The organism is Streptomyces apocyni, from assembly GCF_009739465.1.
Classification (GTDB): Bacteria; Actinomycetota; Actinomycetes; order Streptomycetales; family Streptomycetaceae; genus Streptomyces; species Streptomyces apocyni.
The window spans coordinates 152,633-171,486 of record NZ_WHOM01000033.1 but is presented as its reverse complement, the minus strand read 5'-3'; the positions used below and the strand labels follow the sequence as shown (position 1 = coordinate 171,486).

The following is an 18,854-nucleotide window of genomic DNA, read 5'->3' as shown; positions in this document are numbered from 1 at the left end:
ACCCCCTAGGGGGCGTCTCCCCGATCTTCGCTGCCCCGCGACGCCTGTACGTCGCCATCCGTGGCGGAGTGTCCCGAAATCTGCTGCCGCAGCCCCTGGGCGGGTCCCTGGCAGCCCTGGGCCGCCGCGATCCCCAGGGCCACCAGCAGCGTCACCACGACGAACACGACCAGCCGCTGGCGCAGCAGCCGCGGGTTGGCGGGTACCCGACGCCCGGTCCCCGTCGTCCGCGGGCCCTGTCGGCCCGTACCGCTGCGGGGCGCGGCCCGGTCTCCTGGGCGGGTGCCGCCGCGGGGAGCGGGCGGCCGCCGACCTGGACTCGTCCCCGGGCGGGACGCTTCCGGCCGGGACTGCGGGGGAGCGGACTGGGTGTGGCGCAGGGTGCGCCGCTCGCCGTACGCCTCGGCATGCTGCCCGGACGGCCGGTCCGCCTCGCGGCGCTGGACCGGGGGGCGGGTGTCGGTGAGGCCGTGGGCCTCACGCGCGGCGATCTCCTTGAGGCGCAGCGAGAGTTGGAGCGTACTGGGACGCTCCTGAGGGTCCTTCGCCAGACAGGCCCGCACCAGCGGAGCCAGCGCGTCCGGCACGCCGTGCAGCTGCGCCTCCTCATGCACCACCCGATACAGCATGACCTCGGAGCTGCCGTGCCCGAACGGCGAGTCGCCCATCGCGGCGTACGCCAGCGTGGCCCCCAGCGAGAACACGTCGGTGGCGGGCGTGACCGCGGCTCCCCGCACCTGCTCCGGCGCCAGGAACCCCGGCGAGCCCACCGCCGTACCCACATGGGTCAGCGTGGACGCGCCCGTCGCCCAGGCGATACCGAAGTCGATGATCCGCGGGCCCTTGGGCGACAGCAGGATGTTGGACGGCTTGAGGTCCCGGTGCACCACCCCGGCCTCGTGGACGGCGACCAGGCCCTCGGCGAGCGCCGAGCCCACCGCGGCGACCTCGGCCGCCGTCAGCGGCCCTTCCTCGGCGACCTTGTCGTGCAGCGAGGGCCCCGGTACGTACTGCGTCGCGAACCACGGCCGGTCCGCCTCCAGGTCGGCGGCGACGAGCCGGGCCGTACACCCGCCCCTGATCCGTCGTGCTGCCGACACCTCGCGGGCGAAGCGCGAGCGGAACTCCTGGTCCTCCGCCAGATCCGGCCGGATCACCTTGAGGGCGACGCGCTGGCCACGGCGGTCGGAGCCCAGAAAGACCACACCCATGCCGCCCGCGCCGAGGCGCCGGTGCAGCCTGAACGAGCCGACGACACGCGGGTCCTCGCGCCGGAGCCGCATCATCGCCATGTCCATCCCCGCTGCCTGGCTGCCTGTCCGATTGACCGAGCCACAGCTTACGTTTCCCCGCCCGTGCGCGCGCAGAGGCCGCGCCTTCGCGGACCCGTCGATTGTCAGTGCCCGGTGGGAGAATTGAAGGGTGGTCAGGAGAACGGGACCCCGGGGCCGCGCAGCCTGCCCTGGTGCCCAACGGTCTGTCGCTGAAGGGGGATTGGGTCGATGAAGGGTGACCGAGTCGAGATAGTGGTGGATGCCGGAGACACGACCAGAACGTACGAGATGGTGGCCGCCAGGGCGGGCCGCCGGGTGGAGACCGCGGTGCGCAGAGGGGTGGTCGAAGTGAGTGAAGTCACCCGGACCGGGACCGTGGTGCGCACGGCCCGCTTCATGGCCAGCCGCGTGCTGGCGCTCGTGGAGCAGCCGGTGCCACGGGAGCAGGCGTCGGAGACCGCCGAGCGGCGACCCCTCCGGGAAGACCCTAAGACCTGACCCCGCGTCTCCACCCTGGGGAGTACATCGCGGCCCGCCGCTCATCCTGGGGGAGGCCCGGCAATCAGTACGAGGGCATGACGCCGCCGGGGCGCGCGCCGCCTAAGTTTGGAGTCAAGCGGCGGGTGCAGCACTCGTCCCCCGAGGTCAGACACCCGCCGCTGCCAAAACGACAGGAGAGCACCCATGGCGGACACGGCACCGCGGACCATGGTCCGCACGCAGGGACGCAGGTCATACGCCGCGTTCGGCGGCCGCCCGTCCGGTACGCGTCACCCCTTGGTGGCGACGGCCATGGTGGTTCCCCTGGCGGCCCTGCTCGTAGTCGTCTTCGGCGGCTGGGAAGCAGTGGTCACACAAGCGTCGTCCGTGGGCGTGATGCTGGGGCGCTGAGCGGCGCCCCAGGCCCGGAAGAGCGGTCCGGGCGGGGACATCCGGCCATATAACCCCGTGGGGACGGGGGTGCGGCGGACGGCACGAGTGCCCGCGCAGCTTTCGAGCTGCGCGGGCATCGCGCGTTCCGGGGCCGGTTTCGGCCCCGGTTCCGGCTCCGAGTTCAGCCCCGCGCGGCGCGAGGGGCCGTGGCGTACCCTCACCGGGCAGACGGAGCTACGGAACTTGATGGAGCGCGGGGGCCACATGACCACACCCGTGCCGCGCGCGCTCGCCGCGGCCGCCCGCCGCACCGTTCACCGCCGGGGCACCGCACCCTGCGCCTGCCCAGAGCCCGACACCGTGCTCGCCGACCGGCAGGACGCTACGGTCGTCCGGCACGGCGCCGTCGTCGCCAAGGCCCACGCCCCCACCACCGACCGCGCCGAGCTCACAGCCCGTCTCACCCTGGCCGCCCACCCCGCGCTCACCGGCATCCTGCTGCCCCCGCTACGGGTCCCGGCGGCCGAACTGCACGGCCGCCCGGTGACCTGCTGGCCGCACGGCACCCCGGTGGACCCCGACGCCCCGGACGACGCCCCCTGGGAACAGGCAGCCACCCTGCTGGCCCGTCTGCACAGCGTGCCCGCGTCCGAACTGCCCGGCCCGCTCCCCGAGATGCGCGGCCCCGCGAAGGCCGCACGCGCCGTCGCCCGGATGCGCCGGGACGCCCCCGCGCACGGTGCGGCCGTACCCGTGGAGCGCGCCTGGTCGATGCTGCCCGCCTGGGCCCGCGCCGAGGCCCCCATGCCGTACGCCAGCACGGTGTGCCACGGCGACCTGCACCTGGGCCAGCTCGTCCGCCACCCGCCCCCCGACGGCCCCTGGCTGCTGATCGACGTCGACGACCTCGGCCTGGGCATACCGGCCTGGGACCTGGCCCGCCCCGCCGCCTGGTACGCGTCGGGGCTGCTGGCGCCCGAGGACTGGACGCGCTTCATCGGCACCTACCAGGCGGCGAACGGCCCGGCCGTCCCCGCCGACGGCGACCCGTGGCCCGTACTGGACGTACCCGCCAGGGCGCTGACTGTACAGAGCGCCGCCCTGGCCGTCGCCAAGTCGGTCACCGAGTCGCGTCCGTTCGACGAGGCCGAGCGGGAGTTGGTCGATGCCTGCGTCCGCATCGCGGCGCTCCCGGCGGAGTTCGCCGACGGCGCCGCCAAGTAGGCTGGCGGGTGTAGCAGTTCCGGACGGCGAGAGTGGAGCCGAGCATGCAGTGTCCCAAGTGCCGAGCACCGATGCAGACGTACAACCGCAATGGTGTCCAGATCGAGCAGTGCAGCGGCTGCCGGGGAATCTTCCTGGACTACGGGGAGCTTGAGGCGCTGACCCGGCTTGAGTCGCAGTGGTCGCAGCAGGCGCCCCCGCAGCAGGCTCCGCCGCCCCCGCCCGCTCCCCAGGCCTACCCCGCCGCACCTGCCCCTGCCTGGGGTGCCCCGCAGCACGGCGGTGGGCACTACGGCGGGCACCACGGCCACCGTCGTAAGCAGGGCTTCGGGCGGATGCTCTTCTCGTCCTGAGACACCGGTCTCGTCCTGAGACACCGGCATCCCGCAACACCCGCAACGCAGAAGCCCCCGGTCGCGAGGACCGGGGGCTTCAGTGTGTGGACGATACTGGGATTGAACCAGTGACCTCTTCCGTGTCAGGGAAGCGCTCTCCCGCTGAGCTAATCGTCCTCGGGACCACGATCGACGATCATGGGCGGTGCGTGCGCGATACTGGGATTGAACCAGTGACCTCTTCCGTGTCAGGGAAGCGCTCTCCCGCTGAGCTAATCGCGCGGGGTGGTCCTCACGGACCAGTGGACGATACTGGGATTGAACCAGTGACCTCTTCCGTGTCAGGGAAGCGCTCTCCCGCTGAGCTAATCGTCCTTGGAGGTGGAGACGGGATTTGAACCCGTGTAGACGGCTTTGCAGGCCGTTGCCTCGCCTCTCGGCCACTCCACCAGGAGTCGGGGGTTCGGGAAGATCCCCCTGTTTTTCCGAGCGGACGACCAGGTTCGAACTGGCGACCTCAACCTTGGCAAGGTTGCGCTCTACCAACTGAGCTACGTCCGCGTGTCTCTCCGGAGCGCTTGGCGCGTCCCGGCGACGTGTTGAACTCTAGCGGATTCCGGGGCCAGTACAAAAACGCGTTTACGCAGCGTGCTGCGCTGACACCCGGGCCGGGGCGGCCCGCACCCACCGGTCATAGACTCACAGCCGTGTACGACCTCCCCCCTATGGCACGTTTCGGTGGCCTTGTCGCCTCCGATCTGCGCGATGTCACCAGCGACCCCGCCGCCCTCGACTCCACCGGCTTCTGGGCCGTCTCCGCGGACTTCGAGGGCCGCCTGGTCTGTGCCCGCTTCGGGGACGTACGCGACGAACCGGTCCCGGCCCCCGTCCCGGGGCGCTGGCGGGGACCGGCGGCCGGTGACTGGACGACCTCCCTCGACCACGCCGCGTACACCGCGGGCGTACGGCGGATCCGCGAGCACATAGCCGCGGGGGAGGTCTACCAGGCCAACCTCTGCCGGGTGCTCTCCGCGCCGCTCGCCGCGGACGCGGACCTGGACGCCCTGACGGCCCTCCTCGCGCGCGGCAACCCCGCTCCGTACGCGGGCACCATCCGTCTCCCCGCACAGGGCGTGGAGATCGCCACCGCGTCCCCCGAGCTCTTCCTGCGCCGCGCGGGCCGGGTCGTCGAGTCCGGCCCGATCAAGGGCACCGGACGGACCGAGACGGACCTGCTGGAGAAGGATCACGCCGAGAACGTGATGATCGTCGACCTGGTCCGTAACGACCTCGGGAAGGCTTGCGCCACCGGGACGGTGACCGTCCCCGACCTCTGCGTCGTCGAGAAGCACCCTGGCCTGGTCCACCTGGTCTCCACCGTGCGCGGAGAGCTCGCCGACGGGGTGGGCTGGCCCGGACTGCTGGCCGCCACCTTCCCGCCGGGTTCGGTGACCGGAGCCCCCAAGTCCAGCGCCCTGCGGATCATCGACGCGCTGGAGACCGCACCCCGTGGCCCGTACTGCGGCGGCATCGGCTGGGTGGACGCGGACCGGGGTGCGGGGGAGCTGGCCGTCGGCATCCGTACCTTCTGGGCCGACCGGGCTGACGGCATGCTGCGGTTCGGTACGGGCGCGGGCATCACCTGGGGCTCCGACCCTGAGCGCGAGTGGCGGGAGACCGAACTCAAGGCCGCGCGGCTGCTCGCGGTAGCGTCGGGTACGTACGACCCCTCAGAAGGAGCTGGCACGTGAAGATCTGGCTGAACGGCGGGCTGCGGGAGCTGGAGTCGGCCCGCGTCTCGGTCCTCGACCACGGGCTCACCGTGGGCGACGGCGTCTTCGAGACGCTCAAGGCCGTCGACGGCCTGCCCTTCGCGCTCACCCGCCACCTGGACCGGCTCGCCCGCTCCGCGCGCGGCCTCGGGCTCCCCGAACCGGACCAGGACGAGGTGCGCCGCGCCTGCGCCGCCGTACTCGAAGCCAACCCGATGGCACTGGGCCGCCTGCGGATCACGTATACCGGCGGGCTCTCACCGCTCGGCTCGGACCGCGGTGAGGCAGGGCAGACCCTGATCGTCGCGCTCGGCGAGACGCCACGCAGGCCCGACAGCACCGCCGTGATCACGGTGCCGTGGACCCGCAACGAGCGCGGCGCGGTCACCGGCCTGAAGACCACCTCGTACGCCGAGAACGTCGTCGCCCTCGGCCGGGCCCACGAACGGGGCGCCAGCGAGGCGCTGTTCGGCAACACGGTGGGGCGACTCTGCGAGGGCACCGGGTCCAACGTCTTCGTCGTACTCGACGGCGAGATCCACACCCCGCCCGTCGCGTCGGGCTGTCTCGCGGGCATCACCCGCGCGCTCGCCGTCGAATGGACCTCGGCTCAGGAGACGGACCTCCCGCTCGATGTGCTGGACCGTGCCGACGAGATCTTCCTGACCTCGACACTGCGCGACATCCAGGCCGTACACCGGGTCGACGGACGCGAACTGCCGGGTGCCCCGGGGCCGGTGACCGCCAAGGCTATGCGGATCTTCGACGAGCGTTCCGGCGCCGACCTGGACCCCTGAGAGCCTGCGTCGCGCCTTTGTCGGCGTACGGAGCGCGAACCCCGGTGACGACGGGGCGCGTCAGCGGGTAGAAACCTGTCGATGACCACGACACTACGGCCGACCGGGCCGCTGCAGAGCGAAGCTGACGGAGCGCGTTCACGCCCGTACGACGTGTGTGTGAACAGCCGTCCGGTGGGCCGACTCGATCTCGCCACCCACCTGGCCTTCGGCCCCACCGTGGGCCAGATACGCGCCCTCAGAATCGAGGAACCCGACCGCAGACGGGGCAGGGCCACGGTGGCGGCGCTCGCCGCCGAGGAGATCCTGCGCGGCTGGCGCTGTACACGGGTCGAGGCGATCATCCCCGCGGACGCCGCAGCCGCCGTGCGACTGGCCACCGTGCTCGGCTACGTAGAGCGCAACCGCACCCTGTCCAAGCCGCTGCCTGGGCAGGCCCCCGACCTCCCGGACGGCAGCGTCGGCCGCCCGATGTCCGATGCCGAATACGGCCCGTGGCTGGCGCACGCGAAGGAGCACTACGCGCGCGACTGGATGGCCCAGGGCATCCCCGAGAGCCAGGCGTACGCCAAGTCCGAGGCCGACCACGCCGCACAGCTGCCGGACGGCACGGCCACCGACGGGGTGCGGCTGCGGGTCCTGGAGCACCTGGGCACGGCAGTCGGCACGCTCTGGGTCACGGTGCGCGACAGTGGCGCGTACGTCTTCGACGTCGAGGTCGCCGAGGAGTACCGGGGCCGGGGGCACGGACGGTCGCTGCTCCGGCTCGCCGAGCGCGAGGCGCTCAGCGCCGGGGCCCGCCAGATCGGCCTGAACGTCTTCACGAACAACACCCCGGCGATGCGGCTGTACGCCTCGCTCGGCTACCAGCCGACCGCGTACCACCTGTCCAAGCCGCTGCTCTGACCTCGGGGGAGGCAGGCCCCCTCGGGCCCCCTCGGGCGTGCTGGGGCCCCCTCGGGCGTGCTGGGGCCCCCTCGGGCGTGCTGGGGCGCCCTTAGGTGGCTGCCTAGCTCCGCGGTGTGCCCTCGTCGGCTAGCAGGCGGTCCGCGATCCGCTCCACGCGCTCGCGCAGCCCTTCCTGGCTCTTGCCGCCGTCGAGGCGCTCGCCCCCGATGACATACGTCGGCGTCCCGGTGACCCCGATCGCCTTGCCCTCGGCCTGGTCGGCGTCGACGATCAGGATGTGGCGGCCGTCGATCAGGGCCGTCTCGAATTCGTCGGCGTCCAGGCCGAGGTCCCGCGCCACGTCCGACAGGAGCGCCTCGCCCCGGTGGCCGAACTCCTTGACCCGACCCAGCAGCGCCTCCGCGTACGGCCAGCCCTGGCCCTGCTCGGCGGCTTCCTCGGCGGCCTGGGCCGCGGGGAAGGAGTACTTGTTCTTCTCAAGGGGGAAATGCCGCAGTCGCACCTCCAGGCGCTCCCCGTAGCGGGCGCGCAGCGCACGCAGGTCGTCCAGGGCGGTGTGGCAGTCGGGGCACTGGAGGTCGCACCACACGTCGAGCACGGCTACGGCAGGGGCGGCGGGGCCGCCAGGGAGGGAGTCGCTCATGGGGACAGTCTTCCAGTCCCGCGGCCCACGCCCCAACCCGGATCTGGCGAGCGGGCCGACCCGGAGTTGTCCCTGATGTCCCTCCCGGATCGTGGCCCCGAGGCCCCTGGACGGTGCAGGATGGAAGGGACGTACACCATGGCGTGCGGCGGTACCGCCGTGCGGCCATGGCACTTCGACGCTGGAGGACCGGATGCTTGCCGAGACCGTCTGTTCCGCTGTGTCCGCGGCAGGCCTGGGCATCGCCGCGATCACCGCGTACCGCAAGCGGTTCCTGACCGCCACCCGTATCGCGGCCTACTCACTCATCCCGCTCGGTCTCGTGATGACCGGCGTGATCGAGTGGGTGTCCGACCTGGTCTTCAAGCCCAGTACCTGGGTCGGCTTCGGGGTGCTCGGTCTGGCCTGGCTGCTGTTCATGACGACCCGTGCCATCGAGCGGCGCGGCGGCGGTACCCGCAAGGAGCGTAAGCAGGCCGCCGCGGCGGAGCAGCAGGCGGCGGTCGCCCCTGGGGCGTCGGCGCCCTCGCTCGGCGCGGGCCAGTCCGCTCCGCCCGCCCGGCAGAAGAAGTCCGACGCCCCGACGGAGGACTTCTCGGACATCGAGGCGATTCTGAAAAAGCATGGGATCTGAGGATCTCTGCGTGTGGCTTGTCCGCCGCTGTTCACCGCTGTCCGAAGAGTGCCGGGATCGCCCCCGAGTGAGCGCGAAATTCGGCTAACTCCCGCTCTAGGCGGGCGTGTTGGTCAACCGGGTGGGTGCGGCTGCGTCATCATCGCCCCGAGATGCAGGACACTTCCCGGGGCGAGCCCCCCGCACCAGCCCCCGCCCCCGCACCAGCCTCCGCGCCAGCCCCGGGCCCAGCGCCGACCTCCGCGCCGTCGGCGCCCGCGTCCGAACCGCGAGGCTGCCTCTTCGCCCTCTCTCAGCCACCGCTGATGATCTTCCTCGGCGTGATCGGCTGTCTGCTGTTGATCGCCGCCATGTACGACCTGTATCTGCTGTGAGGTCAGCCGCGTCGGCCGCTGGACGTGTCAGCGGGCGGCTTCCTTGCGTCGCGCCCGGTACGCGGCGACATGCAGGCGGTTACCGCAGGTGCGGCTGTCGCAGTAGCGGCGTGAGCGGTTCCTGGAGAGATCGACGAAGGCGCGTCGGCAGTCAGGCGCCTCGCAGCGGCGCAGCCGGTCCTGCTCTCCGGCGACCACGAAGAACGCCAGGGCCATCCCGCAGTCGGCCGCGAGGTGGTCGGCCACCGACGCGCCCGGCGCGAAGTAGTGCACATGCCAGTCATAGCCGTCGTGGTCGGTGAGTCGTGGGGTGGTTCCGGCGGCGGCCACGAGGTCGTTGATCAGCGTGGCCGCGACCCGGACGTCAGGCGCCGAGAAGACCTCCGCGAACCGGGCCCGGACCTGGCGTACCGCTGCCAGGTCCGGCTCGGACAGGGCGCCGACATCGCTGATCTCGTGGGTCTCGACGAACGTGTGGAGCGCCGCGAGGTCCGCGAGCCCGTCGGTCTTGTCGTCCTCCGGTGCGGTGTTCACCAGATCGACCACGGCGTCGAGCGCGCACCGGGTGTCGTGGGTGATCAGCACGATTCGCTCCCTGGCCTGGGGGTCGGGCTAGTGCCCGCCGACGCTGGCCGATGCTAGTCGCTCGCACTGACGTCGCACCGACCAGTACCGACCAGTATCGATCCGCAGCGACGCCGTCCTCGCAGGATGAACCCGCGGGGACGGCGTCGGTGACTGCCGGTATGCGGTTGTCGTCACCCGCACCGTCGCCCCGAGTTCGGACGGTGGCGGGCTGTTTGTGGCTGGCCGGGCTGGCTCAGCTCTCGGCCAGGATGTGTGACAGCTCCGTATCCAGGTCGAAGTGACGGTGCTCGGTGCCGGGTGGTACGGCGGCGTCGGTCCGCTTCAGGAACGACTCAAGGGCCCGCGCCGGGGCCTCGAGCAGAGCCTCGCCTTCCGGAGAGCTCAGGGCGATGCAGACAACGCCCTGTCCGTGGCTGCGGGACGGCCAGACACGGACATCACCGGTGCCGGTGGGCCGGTGCAGCCCCTCGGCGAGGAGGTCGCGGGCGAAGACCCACTCGACGGTCTCCTCCGCTCCGGTGTGGAAGGTGGCGTGCACGGCATAGGGATCGGCCGTGTCATACCGCAGTCCTGCGGGTACAGGCAGTGAGGACTCGCTCGACACAACGAGGCGCAGGTGCAGCTCGCAGCTGACCGTGGTGTTCATAAGCGCCAGGGCCTTTCGCTCAGTGTGCGCTCGGGGATTCGCACGTCGGCGAAATCGACATGCCACCTACGGTGCCGTTGTAAACCCCTCTGAGGGATTTGCGTGCCTTTACGTAGCTCGTACGGCGCCTGTGACTACGCTCGGTGCGGCCATTCCGGTGACGGGTTTCCGTCGGGTAATGTTTCGCACCATGGATACGGAGAGTGACCGGTTGAGCGGGAGCGTCGCGGAGGCCGACCCCGCCACACAGGAGGCCCCGCGGGCCTTCGGGTCCAGGGCGCCCGACTTCATCAAGGCCCGCAGGGCGCTGCACCTGAGCTGGCAGGTCGGCGTCTTCCTGGTCGGGCTCGCGGTCGTGGGCGCGGGCGTCGCCATGCTGGTGCTGCCGGGCCCCGGCTGGTTCGTGATCTTCGCCGGTATGGCGATCTGGGCGACCGAGTTCGTCTGGGCCCAGCTGGTGCTGCGCTGGACCAAGCGCAAAGTGACCGAGGCCGCTCAGCGCGCGCTCGACCCGAAGGTGCGCCGCCGGAACATCATCCTCACCACCATCGGCCTGGTGATCACGGCCGTACTGCTGGGCGTCTACCTCTGGAAATTCGGGATGACGCTGCCGTGGAACATCAGTGAGTGACCCGGCTCGAATGACCGGGCTCGGGTGGTCCGGGGCACCCGCTGAGGTGCGGTAATGTTCTCTGTGCGCCCGGGCGATTAGCTCAGTGGGAGAGCGCTTCGTTCACACCGAAGAGGTCACTGGTTCGAACCCAGTATCGCCCACCCCGGATCGAAGGTCCGTGAGACAGCAGCTGTCTCACGGACCTTCGTCGTGTGCGGACTGTGGTGTACGGACTGTCGTGTGCGGACCACGGGGCACACTTCCCCCATGGACTGGTGCCGATACCGCTTCCGCTCCGTCTGGGAGTTGGCCGCAGAACCCGATGCCGTGTACGCGGCGCTCGAACGGGCCGAGGACTATCCGAACTGGTGGCCGCAGGTGCGCGAGGTGACCTCACTCGACGAGCTCAGCGGCACCGCACGCTTCCGCTCCCTGCTGCCGTACGACCTGGTCGTGACCGCCCGTGAGAAGCGGCGCGACCCCGCGGCCGGAGTGCTGGAGATCGCGATGACGGGAGACCTGGACGGCTGGGCGCGCTGGACCGTCACCGCGGACAGCGGTGGCACCCGCGTGCTCTACGAGCAGGAAGTCGAGGTGCGCAAACCGCTGATGCGCCGACTCGCCCTGCTGGCCCGGCCGGTGTTCCTGCTCAACCACGCGCTGATGATGCGCGGCGGGCGCCGTGGCCTGCGTCAGTTGCTGAAGAGAGTTTGAACGACGGGCGCCTGGACCTGTATGGTTCAGTGCGTTCCCGGGCGATTAGCTCAGTGGGAGAGCGCTTCGTTCACACCGAAGAGGTCACTGGTTCGAACCCAGTATCGCCCACCGGGAAGAGCCGGTCCGTCGATGACGGACCGGCTTTCTCATGTTCGGGGGAGACGCTACGGGTCAGGCCGCCGCCGGGAGTTCGGGCCGTAGCGGCCAGGCCGGGTCCACCGCCTCCTGGGAACCGGAACGGGCGAACCACGCCTGGAGCCCGCGCGCCTGGGCCGCGTGCCACACGGCCTGCCTGGCGTGCAGCTCGCCGGGCGTCAGGTCGTCGAGCCGGGCGGCGAACCGCCGCCCCAGGGCCCGTACGACCTCCAACGAGGCCTGGGCGTCGGCGGCGGCGTCATGCGCACCCGACAGCTCGACCCCGTACAGCTCGCAGAGGTCGGCGAGGGTGCGGCGGCCCTTGCGGTAGCGGTCCAGGTGTTTGTCGAGCACCCGGGGGTCGAGCACGCACAACGGGCGGGTCTCCAGGTAGTGACCGAGCGAGGCGTTGCGATGACGGCGCAACTCGCGGTCGAGCAGCGTCAGATCGAAGGGCGCGTTCATCACCACCAGCGGCCGCCCGGTCGCGGTCTCGTCCGCGATCTTGCGGGCTATCTCCTCCATCACCGGCGCCGGCCAGCGGCCGTTGCACCGCAGGTGATCGTCGGTCAGCCCGTGGATCGCGGTGGCCCCGTCCGGCACCGGAACCCCCGGGCTCACCAGCCAGCGGGTGACGCGCGGCCGGGCGTCGGTGCGGTCCTGGACGACCACGGCGGCGGACACGATGCGATCGTGCTCGACATCCACCCCGGTGGTCTCCGTGTCGAATGCGGTCAGCGGCCCCTCGTACCAGCACGTCATAGCCACAACTCCCGGTCCACTACGGGCAGCTGGCGCCCTTGCCCCCCTCGTCTGCCCGAGCTGGTGATACCCGGACCGTTTGCGCCGTACGCCGGGCGGTGACAACACACTTGACGGGCCGTGGAGTTGGGCGGGCCGCCGCGCCCGGTCCAGCGACCGGTGCAAGGAACACCTCAGCCCGGAAGGCTTGTTCGACATGGCGCTCGCGCAGCCCGAACAGGGTGGGCTGCTGCCCGAGCGGACCCCGCCGCCGCGCGGCACACTCGCCACCACCGCCTGTATGGAGACCCTTCAGGTGGGCTATCTGCACGCCGTCGCGGCGGCCGCGGGGTGCTCGCTGTCCCAGCCCTTTCCGGACAACGGCATCGACTGGCACCTGAGCCACAGCGCCCCCGGGCACACGGTCGACGACGAGGTCACCATCAAGGTGCAGCTCAAGTGCACCTACCAGGTCCCGCCGAACCCCCCGGGCGCCGCCTTCTCCTTCACCCTGGACAACGCGCATCTGGCGAAGCTGGCCCGCACCCCGGTCTCGGTGCACAAGATCCTCGTCGTGATGCTGGTGCCCAGGTCGCAGGACGACTGGCTGCGGGCCGGGCACGACCGGCTGGAACTACGGCACTGCTGCTACTGGACCAACCTGGCCGGGCACCCGGTGACGGGCCGGCGCAGGACCACCGTGCGCGTCCCGACCTCCCGGATCTTCGACGACCGGGCCCTGCGCGAGATCATGACGCGGGTCGGGACGGGAGGGAGACCCTGATGCACCGCCCGATGGACGAGCCCCTACGCCCCCACTCCCCTCACTCCCGCCCTGGCCACGAGGCCTGTGAGCCATGGGCCCAGCCCCCCGACGCCCGCGCCGTGGACCCCGCGGTGCTCAGCGCCCTGCTCGACCGGCACGGCTGGCGCCGACGCGGTGGCGCCGCCGGCCGGTACGCGCGCTGGACCGAACCCTCAGGCAGCTCAGGCACGAGTCTGCTGGTGCCGCAGAGCCGGGCGTTCCCGGACAGCGACGACCTCATCGGCGAGGCGCTGCTCGCCCTGTCCCGCAGCGCGGCGCCGTCCGCGCGCGAGGTCCTGCTCGGCCTCACCGTGCCCAGCGACGAACTGTGCTGGTCACGCGATGTGCCCGGCGGGCCCGGGGGAGGCGCGGCGTGGACCGAGGCGGAGCGCTTACGTGCCGCGGCGCGGCAGATGCTGCTCGCCGCGGCGCTCGCGGTGTGCGACCGGGCCGGATACCACGGGGCGCGGCACCGCGCTGCCGCCACCGCCGCGCTGGACGACGTCCTGGTGGGTCCCGAGCCAGGCGGACGGCGGCTGACCGTGTTCGTGCCCGTACCGTCCCGGCCGCTGGTCGTACGGCTGCATCACGCGCTGTACGCGGCCCGGGAGGCCGTCGACTACCAGCGGGCGACCGGGGGCATGGACGCCTTCGACTCGGCGGTCCAGGCGGGCGTCAGCCGGGAGCTCACCGAGGCGCTCGTCGCCCTCGTCCGGGGGACCGAGGGCGCCCGGGTCGCCATCGCCTGGGCACCGGCCGCGGGGGTGCCCGAGCGATGTGCGGCGCGGCCGGAGCCCGTCGAGTTCTCGCCCGGCGATCTGCCGGTGCTCCGTGCGGCGGGGGCCCGCTATCTGCGTACCGAGCCCTCGATTCCGGTACGGCTGACCGGCACCGTGGTGCGGTTGCGCCGGGCGGTTCCGGGCGGTCCTGGCACGGTGCGGCTGCGGGTGCTGGCCGGTGCGGACGTCGGGCAGGTACGGGTGACCCTGGACGAGGAGGCGTACCGCGTCGCGGGCCATGCCCATCTGGTCGGGCTGCCGGTACGGGTGCACGGGCGGCTGGAGAGCCGGGGCGGCTTCCGGCGGCTGACCGGGGCGTGTGAGCTGGCGCCGGTACAGGTGGACGAGGCGGAGCGGGACCGGCTGCGGAAGGCGCTCCAGGAGAACCTCGACTTCTTCGAGGAGGCCTGCGGCGGGGACGGGCTCTGAGGTTCTGAGGTTTCCGAGGCTGTCCGACGCCTTGCGAAGGGCCGCTGGAAGGGCCTAAGGACGGGCCCCGGGAAGGGGTCGCGCAGCAACCGTTTCGCGATCGACCCGTCCGGCTCGGTACGATTCGAGCCGCGCAGTATTCGCTGCGGCGACCTCATCAGGTAGGAGAGACCGGTGTCAGACGTCCGTGTGATCATCCAACGCGATTCCGAGCGGGAAGAGCGCGTGGTGACCACGGGCACTACGGCGGCGGAGATCTTCGCCGGAGAGCGCACCATCGTCGCGGCGCGGGTGGACGGCGAACTCCGGGATCTGGCGTACAGCGTCTGTGAGGGCCAGGTCGTCGAGCCCGTCGAGATCTCCTCGGAAGACGGTCTGAACATCCTGCGCCACTCGGCCGCGCACGTGATGGCGCAGGCCGTGCAAGAGCTCTTCCCCGAGGCCAAGCTGGGCATCGGCCCGCCGGTCAAGGACGGCTTCTACTACGACTTCGACGTGGCCAGGCCCTTCACCCCGGAGGACCTCAAGGCCGTCGAGAAGAAAATGCAGGAGATCCAGAAGCGCGGCCAGCGTTTCTCGCGGCGCGTCGTCACCGACGAGGCCGCCCGCGAGGAGCTCGCCGACGAGCCGTACAAGCTGGAACTCATCGGGCTGAAGGGCTCGGCCTCCTCCGACGACGGCGCGGACGTCGAGGTGGGCGCGGGCGAGCTCACCATCTACGACAACCTCGACGCCAAGACCGGCGACCTGTGCTGGAAGGACCTCTGCCGCGGTCCGCACCTGCCCACCACCCGGAACATCCCGGCGTTCAAGCTGATGCGGAACGCCGCCGCGTACTGGCGCGGCAGCGAGAAGAACCCGATGCTGCAGCGCATCTACGGCACTGCCTGGCCGTCCAAGGACGAGCTCAAGGCGCACCTGGAGTTCCTCGCCGAGGCCGAGAAGCGCGACCACCGCAAGCTGGGCAACGAGCTCGACCTGTTCTCCATCCCGGACCAGATCGGCTCCGGCCTCGCGGTGTTCCACCCCAAGGGCGGCGTCGTCCGGCGGGTCATGGAGGACTACTCGCGCAAGCGGCACGAGGAGGCGGACTACGAGTTCGTCTACACCCCGCACGCCACCAAGGGGAAGCTCTTCGAGACCTCGGGCCACCTGGACTGGTACGCGGACGGCATGTACCCGCCCATGCAGCTCGACGAGGGCGTGGACTACTACCTCAAGCCCATGAACTGCCCGATGCACAACCTGATCTTCGACGCCCGGGGGCGCTCGTACCGTGAGCTGCCCTTGCGGTTGTTCGAGTTCGGGACGGTGTACCGGTACGAGAAGTCGGGCGTCGTGCACGGTCTGACCCGCGCCCGGGGCTTTACGCAGGACGACGCGCACATCTACTGCACCAAGGAGCAGATGGCCGACGAGCTCGACTCGACGCTCACCTTCGTCCTCGACCTGTTGCGCGACTACGGCCTGACCGACTTCTACCTGGAGCTGTCCACCAAGGACCCGGAGAAGTTCGTCGGCTCCGACGAGGTGTGGGAGGAGGCCACCGAGACGCTGCGGAAGGTGGCCGAGAAGCAGGGCCTGCCGCTCGTACCCGACCCGGGCGGCGCCGCCTTCTACGGGCCGAAGATCTCCGTCCAGACTCGCGATGCCATCGGCCGCACTTGGCAGATGTCCACCGTGCAGTTGGACTTCAACCTGCCCGAGCGCTTCAACCTCGAGTACACCGGCCCCGACGGCAGCAAGCAGCGGCCCGTCATGATCCACCGGGCGTTGTTCGGCTCCATCGAGCGGTTCTTCGCGGTGCTGCTCGAACACTACGCGGGCGCGTTCCCGGCGTGGCTCGCTCCGGTGCAGGCCGTCGGCATCCCGATCGGGGACGCGCACATCCCGTATCTGCGGGAGTTCGCCGCCAAGGCGAAGAAGCAGGGGCTGCGGGTCGAGGTGGACGCGTCATCGGACCGCATGCAGAAGAAGATCCGCAACGCCCAGAAGCAGAAGGTCCCGTTCATGATCATCGTCGGCGATGAGGACATGGCGAACGGCTCTGTGTCCTTCCGCTACCGGGACGGCTCGCAAAAGAACGGCATCCCGTGTGACGAAGCGATCGCCGAGATCGTTGACGTAGTGGAGCGCCGGGTTCAGGTATGACGTTGTCCCCGCGAATGCGGGGATGATCCGGACGCGATCGGTCGGACGTGGCATATGTCGACCTTGTCCCCGCCAGTGCGGGGATCGGCCCCCGGGATCTTTCCCGGGGGCCTTTGCCGTGCCTCTATAACCCGGCCATATGCTGCACCCATGACGAATGAGCCGGAGCAGCAGATCGGAGTGGGGACGCAGGATGCGTTCCAGCGTCTGTGGACGCCCCACCGGATGGCCTATATCCAGGGCGAGAGCAAGCCCAGTGGTACGGGAGCCGGCGATGGCTGTCCCTTCTGCTCTCTCCCCGCCAAGTCCGACGAGGACGGGCTGATCATCGCCCGGGGTGAGGCTGTCTACGCAGTGCTGAATTTGTACCCCTACAACGGCGGTCACTGCATGGTCGTCCCGTTCCGGCACATCGCCGACTACACGGACCTCAACGGGCCCGAGACCGCCGAGCTGGCCGAACTCACCAAGCGGGCGATGACCGCGCTGCGCACCGCTTCGGGAGCGCACGGTTTCAACATCGGCATGAACCAGGGCGAGGCGGCGGGCGCGGGCATCGCCGGGCATCTGCACCAGCACATCGTCCCGCGCTGGGGCGGCGACACCAATTTCATGCCGGTCGTCGGCCACACCAAGGTGCTGCCTCAACTCCTCGCCGACACCCGCGCGATGCTCGCCGACGCGTGGCCGGTCGACTGACCTCACGCCGTAACGGGTAACGCGGTAAACGCGCCCACTACGCGTTGTACAGGTCCGCGTTCCTCGGGGTCGGGTCCTGGACCATTCCGCTGAGGAAGAGCGAGCGGTTGCCGAAGCGTTCGGTGTTCACCTCGTTGTCCTCGAGCACCCTGAGGGCCGCCGCGTGCACCACACGGAGCACCGGCGTCGCCGCGCGCAGCGCGTCATCGGCCATGAAGCGGTGCCGCCACGGCTGGTCCGCCCAGGCATGCCGCAGGCCGAACGGCTCGGGCAGCACCAGCTTGCCGCCCAGGAAGTCCAGCAGCGGGGGATACCAGGTCAACGGGGCCCGCACGGCGAGGCGCACCACCTCTGACGGCTCGACCAGCGGTTGCTTCACCGCCTTGGTCTCCCAGAACCTGACCGCCTTGGGCACCTCCTTGACCTTCGGCTTGGGCTTGGTGGTGAACAGCGGGTGCACCGGACCGAGCGCGTGGCCGGTGACCTCGACGCGCAACGTCTGGTGCAGCACGGTGACGGTGATCAGCATCGTGATGACCAACTGGCCGTCCCAGAGCGTGAACTGGACGCCCAGATAGTGCCGGTCGCCGCTGCCGAACTGCTGCTCGTTGCAGATGCGTTGGATCTCGTGGCCCTTGATCTGGAACGACTCGACCTCCGTGCCGCCGGGCCGGGCGACCTCCTTGGCGTTCTCGCCGACCGGGGAGACGATCCAGTGGCGTATCGAGGGGACCGGGAAGCCGCCGGTGTGCAGCGGGCCGCGCTCGATCATGCGCAGCTGGTCGTAGATCGCCCGTACGACGTCCCAGCTACGGAACGGCTGGATCTCGGCGGCGCCCTCGCGCGGCAGCAGATCCTCGGCGAGCTGCCAGCTGCCCCAGCGGGTGCCCATACCGAGCACGCCCTTGGGTCCCGCGTAGAACACCGAGTTGGACTGCTGCTCGGCGGAGAGCTTGGCGAGGCTCTGGCGCAGCTGCTCGGCCGAGGTCTCGTTGGGGTTGGCGGGCACGGCCTCGGGGATCTTGGCGCCGACCCCGCCGCCCGACAGCAGGCCTTCCCAGCCCGCCCGCAGGTCCCTGGCGGTGCGTTCGCTGAACTGCCGGGCGAGCAGCCAGCCGATGACGGGAGCGATCACCATCGCGCGTACGTAGATCCCCAGGACGCCGCCGAACGGCAGCCGGATCAGATAGAGCACGGCGAGACCGCAGGCGCCGATCAGCGCCGCTGTGGCCAGCGCCTGGAACCGCTTGTCCTTGAGGCGGCTGATGGTCCGCCTGGCCTGGAAGACGCCCAGCCAGAGCAGCACCCCGGGCAGGAACACCAGGCCGAACAGCCCGGTCACGGCGGTGAGTTTGGTGTCGCGTTCCTTACGGATGCGGCTCGCGGCGAGGCAGTGTTCGACGACGGCCTGCGGGTCGGTGCCGAAGGACTGGATCAGCGGCTTACGGGAGCCGCCCAGCATCCGGGTCTGCACGGCATGCGCGAAGGCCTCGCCCAGATTCGGCTCGAAGAGCGACAACTTGCCTTTCTTGACGGCGGATTCGTGCCACTCGTTGTTGGCTTTGAGTATCTCGGAGATCTCCGAGTCGCGGTACGCCGCCGACGCCAGGGCATGCGTGACCGCCGTCTCGCCCGCGGCGCCCGAGAGCGGAACCTGCGCGCCGGGCCTCATATCAAAGACATCGTCTGCCACTGCCGCCCCCTCGCCACCCCGCC

General features: G+C 70.7%; 21 protein-coding genes and 7 tRNA genes. 17 read left to right on the top strand and 11 right to left on the bottom strand.

Going from position 1 to position 18,854, the window contains the following annotated elements; genetic code table 11:
* Window positions 1–5: 5 nt before the first annotated feature.
* Window positions 6–1,298 (bottom strand): serine/threonine-protein kinase, encoded by a 1,293-nt coding sequence (locus GCN81_RS01360; protein ID WP_156721530.1) that lies wholly within the window; start codon window positions 1,296–1,298, stop codon window positions 6–8.
* A gap of 204 nt (window positions 1,299–1,502) precedes the next feature.
* Here GCN81_RS01360 and GCN81_RS01355 point away from each other — a divergent pair, with 204 nt between their 5' ends.
* From GCN81_RS01355 to GCN81_RS01340, 4 genes are all read left to right on the top strand, one after another.
* Window positions 1,503–1,772 (top strand): hypothetical protein, encoded by a 270-nt coding sequence (locus GCN81_RS01355; protein ID WP_156721529.1) that lies wholly within the window; start codon window positions 1,503–1,505, stop codon window positions 1,770–1,772.
* 186 nt (window positions 1,773–1,958) lie between these two features.
* Window positions 1,959–2,165, top strand: coding sequence for a hypothetical protein (locus GCN81_RS01350; protein WP_156721528.1), 207 nt, complete (start codon window positions 1,959–1,961; stop codon window positions 2,163–2,165).
* A gap of 246 nt (window positions 2,166–2,411) precedes the next feature.
* Complete coding sequence (locus GCN81_RS01345) at window positions 2,412–3,371, top strand: phosphotransferase family protein (RefSeq protein ID WP_156721527.1); 960 nt, start codon at window positions 2,412–2,414, stop codon at window positions 3,369–3,371.
* A 44-nt stretch (window positions 3,372–3,415) separates the two neighbouring features.
* Complete coding sequence (locus GCN81_RS01340; protein WP_156721526.1) at window positions 3,416–3,724, top strand: TFIIB-type zinc ribbon-containing protein; 309 nt, start codon at window positions 3,416–3,418, stop codon at window positions 3,722–3,724.
* 87 nt (window positions 3,725–3,811) lie between these two features.
* Here the strand turns inward: GCN81_RS01340 and GCN81_RS01335 are convergent.
* From GCN81_RS01335 to GCN81_RS01315, 5 genes are all read right to left on the bottom strand, one after another.
* Window positions 3,812–3,883: transfer RNA gene (locus GCN81_RS01335), tRNA-Val, on the bottom strand.
* Between the two features lie 33 nt (window positions 3,884–3,916).
* A tRNA-Val gene (locus tag GCN81_RS01330) sits at window positions 3,917–3,988 on the bottom strand.
* A gap of 21 nt (window positions 3,989–4,009) precedes the next feature.
* Window positions 4,010–4,081, bottom strand: a tRNA-Val gene (locus GCN81_RS01325).
* 1 nt (window position 4,082) lies between these two features.
* Window positions 4,083–4,156: transfer RNA gene (locus tag GCN81_RS01320), tRNA-Cys, on the bottom strand.
* A 38-nt stretch (window positions 4,157–4,194) separates the two neighbouring features.
* Window positions 4,195–4,267: transfer RNA gene (locus tag GCN81_RS01315), tRNA-Gly, on the bottom strand.
* A 146-nt stretch (window positions 4,268–4,413) separates the two neighbouring features.
* On the opposite strand from GCN81_RS01315, the gene GCN81_RS01310 reads away from it, so the two are divergent.
* The 3 genes from GCN81_RS01310 (at window position 4,414) to GCN81_RS01300 (ending at window position 7,181) form a co-directional block, all read left to right on the top strand.
* Window positions 4,414–5,457 carry a chorismate-binding protein gene (locus GCN81_RS01310; protein WP_156721525.1) on the top strand — a complete coding sequence of 348 codons (1,044 nt, stop codon included), beginning with the start codon at window positions 4,414–4,416 and terminating at the stop codon, window positions 5,455–5,457.
* Window positions 5,454–6,275, top strand: a complete 822-nt coding sequence (locus GCN81_RS01305) for an aminotransferase class IV (protein WP_156721524.1) — start codon at window positions 5,454–5,456, stop codon at window positions 6,273–6,275. The genes GCN81_RS01310 and GCN81_RS01305 overlap by 4 nt, the downstream gene beginning before the upstream one ends.
* Window positions 6,276–6,356: 81 nt before the next feature.
* Window positions 6,357–7,181, top strand: coding sequence for a GNAT family N-acetyltransferase (locus tag GCN81_RS01300; protein WP_156721523.1), 825 nt, complete (start codon window positions 6,357–6,359; stop codon window positions 7,179–7,181).
* 103 nt (window positions 7,182–7,284) lie between these two features.
* Here the strand turns inward: GCN81_RS01300 and GCN81_RS01295 are convergent, their stop codons facing one another.
* The gene (locus GCN81_RS01295; protein WP_156721522.1) at window positions 7,285–7,827 is read right to left on the bottom strand and encodes a DsbA family protein; all 543 of its coding nucleotides are present in this window, start codon (window positions 7,825–7,827) and stop codon (window positions 7,285–7,287) included.
* A gap of 193 nt (window positions 7,828–8,020) precedes the next feature.
* Between GCN81_RS01295 and GCN81_RS01290 the strand changes: the two genes are divergently transcribed.
* Window positions 8,021–8,461 carry a hypothetical protein gene (locus GCN81_RS01290; protein ID WP_156721521.1) on the top strand — a complete coding sequence of 147 codons (441 nt, stop codon included), beginning with the start codon at window positions 8,021–8,023 and terminating at the stop codon, window positions 8,459–8,461.
* A gap of 152 nt (window positions 8,462–8,613) precedes the next feature.
* On the top strand, window positions 8,614–8,835 hold the full coding sequence (locus GCN81_RS01285) for a hypothetical protein (RefSeq protein ID WP_156721520.1): 222 nt from the start codon (window positions 8,614–8,616) through the stop codon (window positions 8,833–8,835).
* Between the two features lie 27 nt (window positions 8,836–8,862).
* Here GCN81_RS01285 and GCN81_RS01280 read toward each other — a convergent pair whose 3' ends face one another.
* The gene (locus GCN81_RS01280) at window positions 8,863–9,420 is read right to left on the bottom strand and encodes a CGNR zinc finger domain-containing protein (RefSeq protein ID WP_156721519.1); all 558 of its coding nucleotides are present in this window, start codon (window positions 9,418–9,420) and stop codon (window positions 8,863–8,865) included.
* A gap of 235 nt (window positions 9,421–9,655) precedes the next feature.
* Window positions 9,656–10,069 (bottom strand): SsgA family sporulation/cell division regulator, encoded by a 414-nt coding sequence (locus GCN81_RS01275; RefSeq protein ID WP_003959770.1) that lies wholly within the window; start codon window positions 10,067–10,069, stop codon window positions 9,656–9,658.
* Between the two features lie 190 nt (window positions 10,070–10,259).
* Between GCN81_RS01275 and GCN81_RS01270 the strand changes: the two genes are divergently transcribed.
* From GCN81_RS01270 to GCN81_RS01255, 4 genes are all read left to right on the top strand, one after another.
* Window positions 10,260–10,700 (top strand): TIGR02611 family protein, encoded by a 441-nt coding sequence (locus GCN81_RS01270; protein WP_156721518.1) that lies wholly within the window; start codon window positions 10,260–10,262, stop codon window positions 10,698–10,700.
* A 71-nt stretch (window positions 10,701–10,771) separates the two neighbouring features.
* Window positions 10,772–10,843: transfer RNA gene (locus GCN81_RS01265), tRNA-Val, on the top strand.
* 106 nt (window positions 10,844–10,949) lie between these two features.
* On the top strand, window positions 10,950–11,396 hold the full coding sequence (locus GCN81_RS01260; protein WP_156721517.1) for an SRPBCC family protein: 447 nt from the start codon (window positions 10,950–10,952) through the stop codon (window positions 11,394–11,396).
* A gap of 39 nt (window positions 11,397–11,435) precedes the next feature.
* Window positions 11,436–11,507: transfer RNA gene (locus tag GCN81_RS01255), tRNA-Val, on the top strand.
* A gap of 63 nt (window positions 11,508–11,570) precedes the next feature.
* Here the strand turns inward: GCN81_RS01255 and GCN81_RS01250 are convergent.
* Complete coding sequence (locus GCN81_RS01250; protein ID WP_156721516.1) at window positions 11,571–12,296, bottom strand: exonuclease domain-containing protein; 726 nt, start codon at window positions 12,294–12,296, stop codon at window positions 11,571–11,573.
* Window positions 12,297–12,492: 196 nt separating this feature from the next.
* On the opposite strand from GCN81_RS01250, the gene GCN81_RS01245 reads away from it, so the two are divergent.
* From GCN81_RS01245 to GCN81_RS01230, 4 genes are all read left to right on the top strand, one after another.
* Window positions 12,493–13,059, top strand: a complete 567-nt coding sequence (locus GCN81_RS01245) for a DUF4365 domain-containing protein (protein ID WP_156721741.1) — start codon at window positions 12,493–12,495, stop codon at window positions 13,057–13,059.
* Window positions 13,056–14,288 carry a hypothetical protein gene (locus GCN81_RS01240; RefSeq protein WP_156721740.1) on the top strand — a complete coding sequence of 411 codons (1,233 nt, stop codon included), beginning with the start codon at window positions 13,056–13,058 and terminating at the stop codon, window positions 14,286–14,288. Before GCN81_RS01245 ends, GCN81_RS01240 begins: the two co-directional genes overlap by 4 nt.
* A gap of 174 nt (window positions 14,289–14,462) precedes the next feature.
* On the top strand, window positions 14,463–16,439 hold the full coding sequence (gene thrS / locus GCN81_RS01235; protein WP_156721515.1) for a threonine--tRNA ligase: 1,977 nt from the start codon (window positions 14,463–14,465) through the stop codon (window positions 16,437–16,439).
* Between the two features lie 150 nt (window positions 16,440–16,589).
* The gene (locus tag GCN81_RS01230) at window positions 16,590–17,138 is read left to right on the top strand and encodes an HIT family protein (protein ID WP_156721514.1); all 549 of its coding nucleotides are present in this window, start codon (window positions 16,590–16,592) and stop codon (window positions 17,136–17,138) included.
* A 37-nt stretch (window positions 17,139–17,175) separates the two neighbouring features.
* Here GCN81_RS01230 and GCN81_RS01225 read toward each other — a convergent pair whose 3' ends face one another.
* The gene (locus GCN81_RS01225; RefSeq protein WP_156721513.1) at window positions 17,176–18,831 is read right to left on the bottom strand and encodes a hypothetical protein; all 1,656 of its coding nucleotides are present in this window, start codon (window positions 18,829–18,831) and stop codon (window positions 17,176–17,178) included.
* Window positions 18,832–18,854 lie beyond the last annotated feature (23 nt).